This window comes from Neisseria mucosa, from assembly GCA_003028315.1.
GTDB lineage: Bacteria > Pseudomonadota > Gammaproteobacteria > Burkholderiales > Neisseriaceae > Neisseria > Neisseria mucosa.
In genome coordinates this window covers 1831310-1845481 of record CP028150.1, presented here as the reverse complement: position 1 = coordinate 1845481, position 14172 = coordinate 1831310, and the positions used below count along the sequence as shown (strand labels likewise).

Genomic DNA, 14172 nt, shown 5'->3' with positions numbered 1-14172 from the left:
TCAAAGCAATATCTGACTGATTTTTATTGAAATAAGGCACGATTTCTTAGGCTCGGGAAAACGGCGTTGCACAAGATGTCGTTTTTGGGCAAAATACGGGCGATTTGCGCGCGCAAACAGAGAAAATACTTGCATATAGAGGAATCTGTCTTTAAAATTGCGCGTTTACAGAATTTATTTTTTCAGGAGATATTCAATATGGCAAACAGCGCACAAGCCCGCAAACGTGCCCGCCAATCGGTTAAACAACGCGCCCACAACGCCAGCCTGCGTACTGCATTCCGTACCGCAGTGAAAAAAGTGTTGAAAGCAGTTGAAGCCGGCGACAAAGCTGCTGCTCAAGCAGTTTACCAAGAGTCCGTTAAAGTCATCGACCGTATCGCTGACAAAGGCGTATTCCACAAAAACAAAGCAGCCCGCCATAAGAGCCGTCTGTCTGCCAAAGTAAAAGCATTGGCTTAATCTTTTTCGCCTATCGTCTTGGCGCTTGATCGCGTCGGGACAGGCAAGCAGATAACGATGCCCCTGAGGTCTTAACCTTTCAGGGGCATTGCCGTATGTGGTGCAAGTTGATGTAAACTTTTCAGACGACCTGCTGTAACACCGGCGCAAGGCGGTAAAATGCGGCTTGATCTGCTTTTCAAACGATTAATCCCGATGTTCAGGCAAAAGGTCGTCTGAAAACACCCAATCGGCAATCCCATGAATGAAATGATGAACAAGATGTTGAAACACAATTTGGCGCAAAGCGATGCCCTAAAGAACAAAAAACCGTCATTATCCAAATGTCGGCGCGCTTTGATGCTTATCCTTGTCGGCGGAACTGCCGCTCCTGTCGCCTATGCCGACACGGCTTTGCAATGTACTTCCATTCAAGACAATGCCACCCGTTTGGCGTGTTACGACAGCATTTACTCAGCTCAACTGCCGCCGCAAGCACCGCTGCCCGTCATTCGCGAAGAAACCGCCAAAGCGCCGGTCGATTTGCCCAAAACCATCAGCACCAGTCGCGAGAAAAAAGCGGCGACGATTGTGTTTGACGAAAATAAAGAACAATCCACCCTTTCGGAAGACAATCTCCGCACCGCAGCCGATGCCTACACGCCGCTGAGCCTGATGTACGATTTGGACAAAAACGACTCGCGCGGCTTGTTGAGCGTGCGCGAGCATAATCCCATGTACCTGATGCCCGCATGGTACAACAGCTCGCCCAACCTCCATCCCCATTCCCCTTCGCGCGGCACGACCAATCAGGAAAAATTCAGCGAACAGAAACACATAGAAACCAAACTGCAAGTTTCGTTCAAAAGCAAAATCGCCGAAGATTTGTTTAAAACCCGCGCAGATTTGTGGTTCGGCTACACCCAAAAATCCGATTGGCAGATTTACAACCAAGGCAGAAAATCCGCGCCGTTCCGCAATACCGATTACGAACCCGAAATTTTCCTGACTCAGCCCGTGAAGGCAGATTTGCCGTTCGGCGGCAAACTGCGGATGGTCGGCGCAGGCTTCGTCCACCAATCCAACGGACAAAGCCGACCCGAATCCCGCTCATGGAACCGCGTTTACGCATTGGCGGGGATGGAATGGGGCAAACTGACCGTCATCCCGCGCGTGTGGATGCGCGCATTCGATCAGACCGGCGAAAACAACGACAATCCCGACATTACCGACTATATGGGTTATGGCGATTTGAAGCTGCAATACCGCCTGAACGACAAACAAAATATTTCGTCCCTGCTGCGCTACAATCCTAAAACCGGACACGGCGCGGTTGAAGCCGCCTATACTTTCCCGATTAAAGGCAAACTCAAAGGCGTCGTGCGCGGCTTTCACGGCTACGGCGAAAGCCTGATTGATTACAACCACAAACAAAACGGCATCGGCATCGGCCTGATGTTCAACGACTGGGACGGAATTTGACACCCAACCCCGTTTTCAGACGACCTTTTACACCATGTTGTACACAGGTCGTCTGAAAGCAAAACAAACACCCTTCCCATATTAAAAACACTCGTTTCCTATCGCCCAAACGCGTATAATGCAACGTTTGGGCGATATTTGTCGGAATGACACAGAAGATGACAGAACAAACGGCCGAAGGCGGAAAAGTTGCCAAGGCATTAAAAAAATATCTGATTACAGGCATGCTGGTATGGCTGCCGATAGCCGTAACCATTTGGGCGGTCAGCTATATCATATCTGCCGCCGACCGGCTGATCAGCCTGCTGCCCGAGCAATGGCAGCCCCAATATTTCTGGGGATTCAATATTCCCGGCCTGGGCATTATTGCCGCCATCGTCGTCTTATTTCTGACCGGCGTGTTCGCCGCCAACGTTTTGGGGCGTCAAATCCTCGCCGCATGGGACAGCCTGTTGGGACGGATTCCCGTCGTCAAGTCCATCTATTCCAGCGTCAAAAAAGTATCCGAGTCCCTGCTCTCCGACAGCAGCCGCTCGTTCAGAACGCCCGTGCTGGTTCCATTCCCGCAGCCCAATATTTGGACGATTGCCTTTGTTTCAGGGCATATTCCCGACAAACTCAAAGGCAGCCTGCCGCACGATGATGACTATCTTTCCGTCTATGTGCCGACCACGCCCAATCCGACCGGCGGCTATTACATCATGGTGAAAAAGAGCGACGTGCGCGAACTCGATATGAGCGTGGACGAAGCATTGAAATATGTGATTTCTCTGGGTATGGTGATGCCGGATGACTTGCCGCTCAAGAACCAAGCCGAAATACGATGTTTAGACAAATAAACTAGAGATGGCAAACACATGATGCATGGTCCTTTTGGTCTTGATTCATGGCTATTTACATTGTCAGTGTTGTTTTTAATTGTTGTACTTTGGCGTTGGGAAAATCGTGATGACTGAAATTTTCAGACGAGCTGAACGCATAAACCAACAGCCTGAAAGTTTATTCAACCTCAAAATATAAACATGAAATATTTATCTGCTTTACTGCTTGCCTTGTTTCTGCCCAATCTAGCCGTCTCCGCACCTGTAACCAACAGCAAAGGCGAAGAGGTATTTCTATTTGATTGGCACAAACAACCCGCTTTCAAAAAGCTTTGGCACGAACAAGTCGGCAAACATGCACCCAAAGCCCCCATGCACAATTGGGTGCGTAAAATGGCAGGGCCAATGCCGCCGCTGGAAAGTGTGAAAATCGGCGGCAAGACCTATTACTACACCACCATGTGCCAACCGCATAACTGCGGAGGCAACAACATGTATATTCTGACTGACAAGCAACATATCGCTGCTTATCATGTTGTTTATAAAAATGATGACTCCTTTTCTGCAGACAATCCGGATCAAATCTACATTTACGGTAAGCCCACGGAAGCAGAATTAAATTTTCTGAAGGCAGAATGGCGTAAAGAACAAAACAATTAAGGTGTCTTTTTTCAGACGACCTTTTCCTTCTTTTCAAATTGAACAATATAAAAAGGTGATTTTATGCGTACCAACTATTGCGGCCTGATCAGCGAGCAATACTTAGACCAAACCGTAACCGTCAAAGGCTGGGTACACCGCCGGCGCGACCACGGCGGTGTGATTTTTATCGACCTGCGCGACCGCGAAGGCATCGTCCAAGTCGTGATTGACCCCGATACGCCCGAAGCATTTGCCACTGCCGATTCCGCCCGCAACGAATACGTTTTGAGCATTACCGGCCGCGTGCGCAACCGTCCGGAAGGCACGACCAACGACAAAATGATTTCCGGAAAAATCGAAATCCTTGCCAAAGAAATCGAAGTCTTGAACGCCGCCGCTACGCCGCCGTTCCAAATCGACGACGAAAACATCAGCGAAAACGTGCGTCTGACCAACCGAGTTATCGACTTGCGCCGTCCGGTGATGCAGCGCAACCTGCGCCTGCGTTATCAAGTCGCTATGGGCGTGCGCCGTTATTTGGACGCGCAAGGCTTCATCGACATCGAAACCCCGATGCTGACCCGCTCCACGCCCGAAGGCGCGCGCGACTACCTCGTGCCGAGCCGCGTTCATCCGGGCGAGTTTTTCGCTCTGCCGCAATCGCCGCAATTGTTCAAACAACTGTTGATGGTGGCGGGTTTCGACCGTTACTACCAAATCACCAAATGTTTCCGTGACGAAGACCTGCGTGCCGACCGCCAGCCTGAATTCACCCAAATCGACTTGGAAACCTCGTTCTTGAACGAGGATGAAATCATGGACATCACCGAAGGCATGGCAAAACAAGTCTTCCAAGACGCGCTGGGCGTGGACTTGGGCGATTTCCCGCGTATGCCTTACGCTGAAGCCATGTTCTACTACGGCTCCGACAAACCCGATATGCGCATCAGCCTGAAATTTACCGAGCTGACCGACCTGATGAAAACGGAAGAATTCAAAGTCTTCCGTGGCGCAGCCGACATGAAAGGCGGCCGCGTGGTTGCCCTGCGCGTACCGAACGGTGCAAAATTCAGCCGTAAAGAAATCGACGAATACACCAAATTTGTCGGCATCTACGGCGCGAAAGGTCTGGCGTACATCAAAGTGAACGATGTCGGCAACCTTTCCAACGGCGAAGACAGCGGCCTGCAATCTCCAATCGTGAAATTCCTGTCTGAAAACGCCCTGAAAGAAATCATCGAGCGTACCGGCGCGCAAAACGGCGACATCATCTTCTTCGGCGCAGACAAAGCCAAAGTCGTGAACGAAGCCATCGGCGCGCTGCGTATCAAAGTCGGTTTGGAACACGGCGCGGAAAACGGCTACTTCGTGGACGAATGGAAACCTTTATGGGTCGTCGATTTCCCAATGTTCGAATACGACGAAGACGGCGACCGCTGGACAGCCATGCACCATCCGTTCACCTCACCCAAGCCAGGTCATGAAGACCTGATGGCGTCCGATCCTGAAAACTGCCTGGCCCGCGCCTACGATATGGTGTTGAACGGCTGGGAAATCGGCGGCGGTTCTATCCGTATCCACCGTGCCGACGTACAGGAAAAAGTGTTCGCCGCGCTGAAAATCAGCCCCGAAGAGCAACAAGAAAAATTCGGCTTCCTCTTGGACAACCTGAAATTCGGCGCGCCTCCGCACGGCGGTTTGGCATTCGGTCTCGACCGTCTGGTGACGCTGATGACCGGCGCCGAGTCCATCCGCGATGTGATTGCCTTCCCGAAAACCCAACGCGCCCAATGTCTGCTGACCAACGCGCCAAATTCCGTGGACGACAAACAACTGCGCGAATTGAGCTTGCGCCTGCGTCAAAAAGCGACCGAAAATAAAGAAGCGTAATTTTTAAAAGCAGGTGGGCAACACCTAATGATTGAAAGGTCGTCTGAAACCTAATTACACGGGTTTCAGACGACCTTTTTCATTGTTGGTAGCAAAGTATTGCGGAAAAGAGCTTTTTATAGTGGATTAACTTTAAATCAGGACAAGGCGACGAAGCCGCAGACAGTACAGATAGTACGGCAAGGCGAGGCAACGCCGTACTGGTTTAAAGTTAATCCACTATAATTCGGATTTGCTGCATGGTTCATGCTTTGGGGAGTTTTATCTGTTTGATTTGTATGTATTCGAAAGCCGTTGCTGATTTTTGTAAGCAGGGAAAAAAGGGGAGTGCATCGTGGTAAAAGAGGTTGTCTGATATTGAATCTAGGATTGTTATTATTCTTATGATTATGCGCTATTTGCAGGAAGGACTTATATAAATAGGACGTTTTGCATCATGTAATATTTATTACAGTTAATATTTTTTAACAAATCCAATGTTAAGGTTGTTTATTTTTTTTGTTATTTTGATTTTTAATACTTGTATAACTTCGTAAAATATAAGAAAATTTCGCCATATCGCGTTTGTTTTTGAGTTTTTATGTTATTTGTTTAGCGGAGACTGTGAAGTAATAAATCCAAAGGGATGAAGTTGGAATGTAATATTATGAAAAATAATTTTAGAGGTGAATAATGTTGTTATTTACAATACTTGCGGTGTTGGTTCTTGGGATAATGTGCTTCTTGATGATTATCATGAGGATGCATATTAAACGCTTTGCCTATAACGTTACGCAGGATTATCGCTATGACTGTTTGCCCCAGCATTTTGTAGCGCGATTGGAGGGTGGAGTTATAAAACTACCTCAAGAAGTGGATATTAATGATACGGTCTTGGCTGCGGTCAGTGTTGAAACTTCTTTGTTGGGCAAATGGTTGTTGCCCTATATTAAGATTGAAACCCGCAAAGGTATTTGGAAACATTACATCGAATTTGGCGGTAGAGGCGTGAGATATTTGAACTTCAGCGATATGTTTGATGCTGAAAGTCGGGAAATTTCCTTGTGGGGCAGAAGGGTCTTGTTGAAAAATCAGGAAGTCAGACTGACTGTTTATCCGCGTATGTCTTTGGATGATAAAAAAATCCTAGTGCTTGCGCCGCACGCTGACGATGCGGAGTTGGCAGCTTACGGCCTGTATGAAAAATATGCTGCAAATGCGATGGTGGTAACGGTAACGGCAAGCGAAGCGGGGCGTTTCCATTATGAAAACCTTTTCTGCAAACAATGCCCAACGGAAACTAAGGAGCAATATTTGGAAAAGGGGCGGATGCGGGTCTGGAACAGTCTGACCGTTCCGCTTTTGGCAGGGGTATCGTCTGAAAACATTTTGCAGCTCGGTTTTTTTGATACAACGCTGAAAACTTTATACAACCACCCTGAACGTGAAATTCCTTCTGCGAAGCTGGAAACGGCAGATGTGGGTATTTTCCGGAGAGCCAATAAGTCTGTTATATCAGAGGGTTTGCACGGTGGTTCGAATTGGCATGATTTGGTGGACAATATGGCTTACGTCATCGAATCATTCCGTCCTGATGTTATCGTTACGCCTTCGCCGAATATTGATGTCCATACCGATCATCAATGTACTACCATCGCCGCTGTCGAGGCATTGAGAAAGTTGAATTACACCAACGGTTCGCTGTTTTTATATACGGTTCACTATTTGACCGACGATTATCCTTTGGGGAATGTCGGTGCTGCGTTGAGTCTGCCGCCGTTTTTTAGCGAAGAAGACAGTAGCGATATGTTGTATTTCCATTCAATTTATTCCCATCCCGTTGATAAAAAAACGCAAAACCATAAATTGTTGGCATTGGATGCGATGAACGATATTCGTCCGAATGCACGCAATTACATGGATTGGAAATATGTATTACGCAAGGGTTTGAGCCTGCTGTATCACGATATTACTTCTATCCATGTGGATCTGGTCAACCGATTTGTCCGCAGCAATGAATTTTTTTATGTTGTTCCTGTCAGCGATGTCCACAATCAGGAGACGTACCGAAAAATTATTTCTCGGGGCGGGAAGAATCACCTTCATTGATCCGATCTGAAATGTTTTCAGACGACCTTTAAATATACAAAGGTCGTCTGAAAACCTATAATGGCCTGAGATTCCATATATTGCAGCCGTTATGCCGACTTATTTTATTGCTGATTTACACCTGAGTGAAACCCGTCCTGAGTTGACCGAGCTGTTTTTGCGTTTCATGCGCGAAAAAGCACCGTCTGCGAGGGCGGTTTATATTTTGGGCGACCTATTTGATTTTTGGATAGGGGACGACGAACATTCCGAATTGACGGATACTGTTTCCCGTGCCGTCCGTAACGTTGCAGAGGGCGGGGTGGAATGTTTTTTTGTTCACGGAAACCGTGATTTCCTGATAGGTGGGAAGTTCGCAAGGCAAGCGGGCATGGTACTGCTGCCGGAATATTCTGTCGTCGATTTATACGGTACGCCGGCTTTGATTTGCCACGGTGATACTTTGTGTACCGATGATGTGCGTTATCAGAAATTCAGGAAAACAGTTCATCAAAAATGGTTGCAACGGTTGTTTCTCATGTTGCCCCTCAAGCTGCGTTTAAATATTGCGCGTAAAATCCGCCATACCAGTAAGCACGACAAGCAATATAAGGCTGCTGAAATTATGGATGTCAATCCCAAGTTTACCTCTGATACCATCCAAAATTACGGCGTCAGCTTGCTGATTCACGGACATACGCACCGCGAACATATCCACGAAGAGAACGCATATACGCGTATTGTGCTGGGAGATTGGCGTAGCGACTATGCTTCTATATTGGAAGTTGATGAGTACGGATACAGGTTTGTTGAGTTATAGATGTTTGATTTGCAAATGTTGAAAATATAAAAGGTCGTCTGAAAGTTTTCAGACGACCTTTTTAATGACGGAAAATCAAAGTCGGATTATTTCTGGCAGGGTTTAAACTGCCATCCGCTCTTTGCAGGTCAGTTTTGCATCTATCCAATCGTTTCCTCCGGGTAAGACTATTTGGGAAACCAGCGCATCCAAGTCGTGAAGGTAGGCTGAGGCTTTGGGGCTGTTGATGATTACGACGACAATCATCGGCTTGTCGCCCAGCCAGTAGCCTGCCAGTGCCCGCACGTTTTTGAGCGTGCCGGTTTTCAGACGCAGTCGGCTGCCGGGTTGCTTTAGGCGTTTTTTCAATGTTCCGTCCTGTCCGGCAATCGGCAGCGTGTCGATAAATTCTTGTTTAAACGGGCTGAAATAGGCTTTTTCCAGCATTTGCCCCATCATGTGCGCGGTAACGCGCTCGCTTCTCGATAAGCCCGAACCGTTTTCCAAAACCAAGTTTTCCGTATCTACCCCTGCAGTCGCCAATTCCAGGGAAACCGCTTCCGCTGCTTTTCTGCGTGCGGTTTCGCTGTCGCCGTTGCCGCCAAGTTTTAAGAATACGGACCGTGCAATCAGGTTGTTGGAATGTTTATTCATATCGGTCAGTATGTCTGACAACGGTTTGGAGCGCGAAACTGCCAGCGTTCTTGCGTTACTCGGTGCAGGAGCGGTTTTGAGGTCGTCTGAAATCGTACCGCCGAGTGCGCGCCATTGATTTACAAAGCTTTTGTGTGCAAATTCTACGGAGGAGAGCATATTGATATGCATTTCTTTGCCTAAACAACTCTCCGGAACCTTACCGCCGATATGTAGCTTCCCATCGGAATAGTTGGCACGCATATGATTTTGCAATGCGCCGCATTTTAAAGCGTTTGACAGTACGGTTTTGTTTTCAATAGGAATATCGGGTAGGGGAGGCGAGGTCTCGACGGTAATGCCGCCTGCGCCATCTGACTCCGGCCTGAGCCAGACAACCTTGTAAGCCAGCATATTCGGGTCGGGGGCGGTCATAAACGGTGAACCTGCGTCGGATTCGAAATCCGGCGGGTTGCCGACGGTACCCCAGAGATGGCGGTCGAGTACTAGGCTACCTTTAATATGCCTGATACCTTTGTTTTGCAGTTGTTGCAGGGCATCCTTCAGTCCGTCTTGGTCAAACACAGGATCGCCACTGCCTACCCAATAAATATCGCCTTCCAACGAATCGCCTTCAATATGTCCGTTGGTTTTAAATTCCGTTTTCCAGCGGTAATCCTTACCCAAAGCTTCAAAGGCGGAAAATGCTGTTAGCAGCTTCATTGTCGATGCCGGGTTGACTGAAGCATCTGCTCTGTGTGATTCGATAACTTTGCCGCTGTCCAATTCTTGAGCGTAAACGGCGATTTCGTCCGGCGGGATATTGCCGAGATTCAAGGCGTAGGCAGAGAACGGCATTAAACACAAATACCATGCCGCTACCGTTTTTTTCCAATTCATATTGTTGAGACTTCTGAAAATACATAAAGCATAATTATAAGACAAAGTATCATGATGGTAAAAAATAAATCAGGTGCATCAATGTCTTGAATATACCTATTTTGGATTTATTACCTTCTAAAACAAAAGCTATCTAATGCATCAGCCGGTATTTTTTGAATTCATATAAATAAACAGAATCTTTACCTATTTTAAAAGATAAGTTAGATAAATGGAGGTGTAAGGATAGTTGTATTGAATATTGCATAAAACGGTAAATAGGTCTCTAAAATACGATATTTTTCAATTTCAAATATATATATCGGGTATTTTTTGGGATATAATATTAAAAATTATAATCTATTAAAAATATATGGTTAAGCTGGTATCAAATAAAATAAATAAGGGATATGTCTTTTTTATCGGTGGTGTCAATTATTTATTGATTTCTTCAGTGATTATTTAAAAAAGTTGTGTTATATTGCGGAGGAATCGTTGAATTATTTTGAGATAGTAGAATCTGGAGGGGAATTATGAAAGATATAGCTAATTTCATCCGCGACGACATCAAATCCATGTCCGCCTACCGAATTGCCGACTTGCCCGAAGGCTTCATCAAGCTGGATGCAATGGAAAGTCCGTATCATCCGTTTGCCCGTTTTCCCGAGCTGTCAAACGAATGGCTGCGGCTGATTGCCCGAGCACCGATTCATCTTTACCCCAATCCCGCCGCCAGCGGGCTTCAGGAAACTTTAAGAAAAGCCTTCAACATTCCTGAATCTGCCGCCATCGCTTTAGGAAACGGCTCGGACGAGTTAATCCAATTCATGACCCTGCTCGTTGCCCAATCCGGCGCGACCATGCTCGCGGTTGAACCGAGTTTCGTGATGTATCGGCACAATGCCGAGCTGTACGGCATGAATTATGTCGGCGTGCCGCTCAATGAAGATTTCACGCTTGATTTGCCCGCCGTTTTATCCGCCATTGACAAACATCAGCCCGCGCTGATTTTCATCGCCTATCCGAACAATCCGACAGGCGTATGCTTCCGCCGTGAAGAAGTCGAAGCCATTATCCGCGCGGCGCGCGGCATCGTCGTTGTCGATGAAGCATACGGCGCATTCAGCCGCGACAGTTTTCTGCCGCAGGCGGGCAGCATTGAAAATTTGGTCGTGATGCGCACCATCAGCAAAATCGGTTTTGCCGGACTGCGCATCGGCTATGCGGCAGGAAGCCCCGCCGTAATGGGCGAGCTGGCGAAAATCCTGCCGCCCTACAATATGAACCAATTAAGCTTGGCGACCGCCAAATTCGCCCTGCAACACCACGACGCGATTCAGACGACCATCGATATTTTAAAAGCCGAACGCGAACGCGTTTTCAGCGAATTGTCCGCCATGGGTCGTCTGAAAGCCTTCCCCAGCGAAGCGAATTTCATTACCGTGCGCGTTCCCGATGCAGACGCATTGTTTAACACGCTTAAAGAAAACCGCATCCTGATTAAGAAACTCCACGGCACGCATCCGCTTTTGGCGCAGTGCGTCCGCATTACCATCGGCAGTCCCGAGCAAAACGATGCCGTACTGGATATTATCCGCAAGCTTTATGCCTGATTTTTTAAAACTTCACAGAGAGTAAACCTATGACCATCACTCAACTCCACCTTGCCAATTTCCTGCAGCTTGTTGAAGAAGCAGGCTCGCTGACCAAACTTGCCCGCAAATGCGGTTACGACAACGCGGCATCCCTGTCCCAACTGAAACGCCGCCTTGAAGAGCAGGCAGAAGACGAAAAAGCGCGCGGCATCCGCCCCAGCCTTGCCGCCAAACTCGAAGCCGGCATGCACAAACGCAAAGGCTGGTTAAACCGCGACCACAGCAAAGACAAAGAAAAAGCCGCAGCCGCCGAAGCCGCCCGCCAAGAGCGTGCCGCCCAAGCAGCCGCAGCCGCCGCACCGGCATTCCATATGCCCGCAGAAGGCCGCGCAGTCAGCATCACCCGCAACACCAGCGAAACCCAAATCACCCTCAGCCTCAACCTCGACGGCACCGGACAATACCGTTTCGACACCGGCGTCCCCTTCCTTGAGCATATGCTTGCCCAAGTCGCCCGCCACGGCATGATCGACCTCGATATCACCTGCAAAGGCGATTTGCACATCGACGACCACCACACCGTCGAAGACATCGGCATCGTACTCGGACAAGCCCTGAAACAAGCCTTGGGCAGCAAAGCCGGTATCCGCCGTTACGGCCATGCCTACGTTCCGCTCGACGAAGCCTTGAGCCGCGTTGTCATCGACCTCTCCGGCCGTCCCGGACTCGTGTACAACATCGACTTCACCCGTGCCCTCATCGGACGTTTTGACGTTGACCTGTTTGAAGAATTCTTCCACGGCGTCGTCAACCACAGCATGATGACCCTGCACATCGACAACCTCAGCGGCAGCAACGCCCACCACCAAGCCGAAACCGTATTCAAAGCCTTCGGCCGCGCCCTGCGCATGGCGGCAGAATACGACCCGCGCATGGCAGGACAAACCCCGTCCACCAAAGGCACTTTGAGCGACGAATCCGTTGCCGTTGAAGTTACCGTTGAAGAAGAAGCGCAAAGCGAAGCGTAATCCGCTTTAAAAAAGGTCGTCTGAAAACCGGAGAAACAGGTTTTCAGACGACCTTTGAACATGATAAGGACGCTTAATTATTGGTGTCTTTTGCTGTTTTATGTTTTAAGTAAGGCGAGATTGCGGAAGGTATGGGGAATATACTGAATCTTCGATACCGCCTCAGTCGTCAACCATCATTCCCGCTTGCATAGAAATAACGAAGCGGGAAAGTTCTTTCTAAATGGGGATAAAAGAAAAGGTCGTCTGAAAACCTGTTTCCTGGTTTTCAGACGACCTTTCGGCAGATTGAGGATGGTTTATTGACGTTTCGCGCCGTAACCGCCGATCAAGTGTTCGCTGCCGTCTTTGTTTTGCAGGCCGTAGGTACCGCCGATTTCTGCGGCGGACGGACCGAAGAATTTACCGCTCAAATTACCTTTCAAGCCGGCTGCGGCAGCTTCGACCTTGCCGAGAAAGAGGTTGCCGTTTTCCCATTTTGCCGTACCTTTCATGTCGTATTTCTCATCGGCCTCGGTTACGCGGCGGCCGTTGGTGTCGAGAGAATGGAATTGGGAATTGGCAGTCTCAAAGCGTACGCCTTTCAAGCCGAAATCGACAATGGCTTTGACATTGGCGGTCAGCTGACGGCTTTGATCGTCTTTCACAACGTAGGCTGTGGTCAGGCCGTTGTAAGTTGCTGTGCCGCTGGCAGGGAGGGCGGTAAACTTGGTTTCGTCGCCCAAACTTTGATAGCCGAATGCGACATCGTTTTTGGGATCTTTATAGAATGCAAAGGTTTGGTAAGCCCAGCCTGCTGCCGCAGGGTCGTGCATGACGATTTGCGTACCATCGGTAAATTGGATGACATATACGCCGTCAAAGCGTTTGTCGAAGACGACGTTTTTCCCGTCTCCAGCAGCGAGATTGCCTTTTTTGAAGTATGCTAATTTGCTAATGTCTGAATATACTAGATCTCTATAGTTTGAATTCAAAGGATCATTAGGATTTGAGAAAGTAGGTGGAGTTGCATCTTCAGAGAATGCTTTTACAATTAGAGAAGAAGCTGAAGGCCATTCGGCTTGTGTAGCTTTGCCTTCATTGCGTTGGTTTGCAATTACGACTGCATCCAATTTAAGTTCGTCGGTTTTAACACTTCCATCCTGCTTGAAATTGAGTGAGCTTATCAAACCATGCTGATCATTTTCTTGACTGTCGGTTTGGTAGTATCCGCCTGTATATTCTGTAGTGTCGTTGTTTCTTTTCATGCGAAGTTGTACATTCGGATTACCTTGTTGTGCACTTTCGGAAGAAATGACATGGGTGTGCAGCGGAGTATCTTGGTTTAAGGCTGGAAGCGGGGCTTCGTCTTTCAGTTCTTCAAGCTTATCGGCTTTGTTGCTGAGAGCGGGAGTCTGGGCTGTGCTGTTATCGTTATTGGCATTGCCGGTATTAGCGTTGTTATTGTTGCCGGTACCGCCGTTTTTGGCAGGACTGCCGCTGCCGCCGGTAGATGTCGAGCCGGTGGAAAGTGCGGCGGTATCGCCACCGCCGCCACCGCCGCAGGCTGAAAGGATTGCCGCGCTGACGGCGGTGAGGATGATGGTTTTGATTTTGGTGTTGATTGCAGACATATTGTCCCCCTTTTTTTGGTTGAAATGGTGCGTTTTTATCAAACGGCATAAATCCAATATCATAGATACAATCATGACAAAAACAAAATGTTATTTGTGTTTTGCAGGGAGATGGGTGAGTTGGCGGCGGTTTGTGTTTGATTTTTGCGACAAAAGATTGTTTAAAGATGTTGAACGGTTGATTGTGCCATGTGCGGAAAGGTAATGGGGTGGAAATGGCGGCAGGGGGTAAATTCTGCTCTTACCTTAATACATTAAAAAAGGTCGTCTGAAACCCAAAAA

12 protein-coding genes and 1 pseudogene are annotated in these 14172 nt (G+C 48.2%); 10 read left to right on the top strand and 3 right to left on the bottom strand.

Annotated elements, in window-relative coordinates; translation table 11 throughout:
- The first annotated feature begins 198 nt into the window (after positions 1–198).
- Complete coding sequence (locus tag NM96_09230) at positions 199–462, top strand: 30S ribosomal protein S20 (GenBank protein ID AVR80310.1); 264 nt, start codon at positions 199–201, stop codon at positions 460–462.
- A gap of 71 nt (positions 463–533) precedes the next feature.
- On the opposite strand, the gene NM96_09225 is transcribed toward NM96_09230, so the two are convergent.
- Positions 534–704 carry an AraC family transcriptional regulator gene (locus NM96_09225; GenBank protein ID AVR79492.1) on the bottom strand — a complete coding sequence of 57 codons (171 nt, stop codon included), beginning with the start codon at positions 702–704 and terminating at the stop codon, positions 534–536.
- On the opposite strand from NM96_09225, the gene NM96_09220 reads away from it, so the two are divergent.
- The 7 genes and pseudogenes from NM96_09220 (at position 703) to lpxH (ending at position 8163) form a co-directional block, all read left to right on the top strand.
- Positions 703–1923, top strand: a complete 1221-nt coding sequence (locus tag NM96_09220; GenBank protein AVR79491.1) for a phospholipase — start codon at positions 703–705, stop codon at positions 1921–1923. The genes NM96_09225 and NM96_09220 overlap by 2 nt on opposite strands.
- 158 nt (positions 1924–2081) lie before the next feature.
- Positions 2082–2762 carry a DUF502 domain-containing protein gene (locus NM96_09215; protein ID AVR79490.1) on the top strand — a complete coding sequence of 227 codons (681 nt, stop codon included), beginning with the start codon at positions 2082–2084 and terminating at the stop codon, positions 2760–2762.
- A gap of 183 nt (positions 2763–2945) precedes the next feature.
- Positions 2946–3404 carry a lysozyme inhibitor gene (locus tag NM96_09210; protein AVR79489.1) on the top strand — a complete coding sequence of 153 codons (459 nt, stop codon included), beginning with the start codon at positions 2946–2948 and terminating at the stop codon, positions 3402–3404.
- A gap of 63 nt (positions 3405–3467) precedes the next feature.
- On the top strand, positions 3468–5276 hold the full coding sequence (locus NM96_09205) for an aspartate--tRNA ligase (protein ID AVR79488.1): 1809 nt from the start codon (positions 3468–3470) through the stop codon (positions 5274–5276).
- A 30-nt stretch (positions 5277–5306) separates the two neighbouring features.
- Positions 5307–5501, top strand: a pseudogene (locus NM96_09200) (transposase).
- Positions 5502–5948: 447 nt separating this feature from the next.
- On the top strand, positions 5949–7364 hold the full coding sequence (locus tag NM96_09195) for a PIG-L family deacetylase (protein ID AVR79487.1): 1416 nt from the start codon (positions 5949–5951) through the stop codon (positions 7362–7364).
- 91 nt (positions 7365–7455) lie between these two features.
- Positions 7456–8163: a UDP-2,3-diacylglucosamine diphosphatase gene (gene lpxH, locus NM96_09190; GenBank protein AVR79486.1), complete on the top strand. Its 708-nt coding sequence runs from the start codon at positions 7456–7458 to the stop codon at positions 8161–8163.
- A gap of 102 nt (positions 8164–8265) precedes the next feature.
- Here the strand turns inward: lpxH and dacB are convergent, their stop codons facing one another.
- Complete coding sequence (gene dacB, locus NM96_09185) at positions 8266–9675, bottom strand: D-alanyl-D-alanine carboxypeptidase/D-alanyl-D-alanine-endopeptidase (GenBank protein ID AVR79485.1); 1410 nt, start codon at positions 9673–9675, stop codon at positions 8266–8268.
- Positions 9676–10187: 512 nt separating this feature from the next.
- Between dacB and NM96_09180 the strand changes: the two genes are divergently transcribed.
- Both NM96_09180 and NM96_09175 read left to right on the top strand, forming a co-directional pair.
- Positions 10188–11267: a histidinol-phosphate transaminase gene (locus NM96_09180; GenBank protein AVR79484.1), complete on the top strand. Its 1080-nt coding sequence runs from the start codon at positions 10188–10190 to the stop codon at positions 11265–11267.
- Between the two features lie 29 nt (positions 11268–11296).
- Complete coding sequence (locus NM96_09175) at positions 11297–12277, top strand: imidazoleglycerol-phosphate dehydratase HisB (protein AVR79483.1); 981 nt, start codon at positions 11297–11299, stop codon at positions 12275–12277.
- 299 nt (positions 12278–12576) lie between these two features.
- Here the strand turns inward: NM96_09175 and NM96_09170 are convergent, their stop codons facing one another.
- A complete protein-coding gene (locus NM96_09170) occupies positions 12577–13890 on the bottom strand; it encodes an ABC transporter substrate-binding protein (GenBank protein AVR80309.1) in 1314 nt (437 codons plus the stop codon).
- Between the last annotated feature and the right edge of the window lie 282 nt (positions 13891–14172).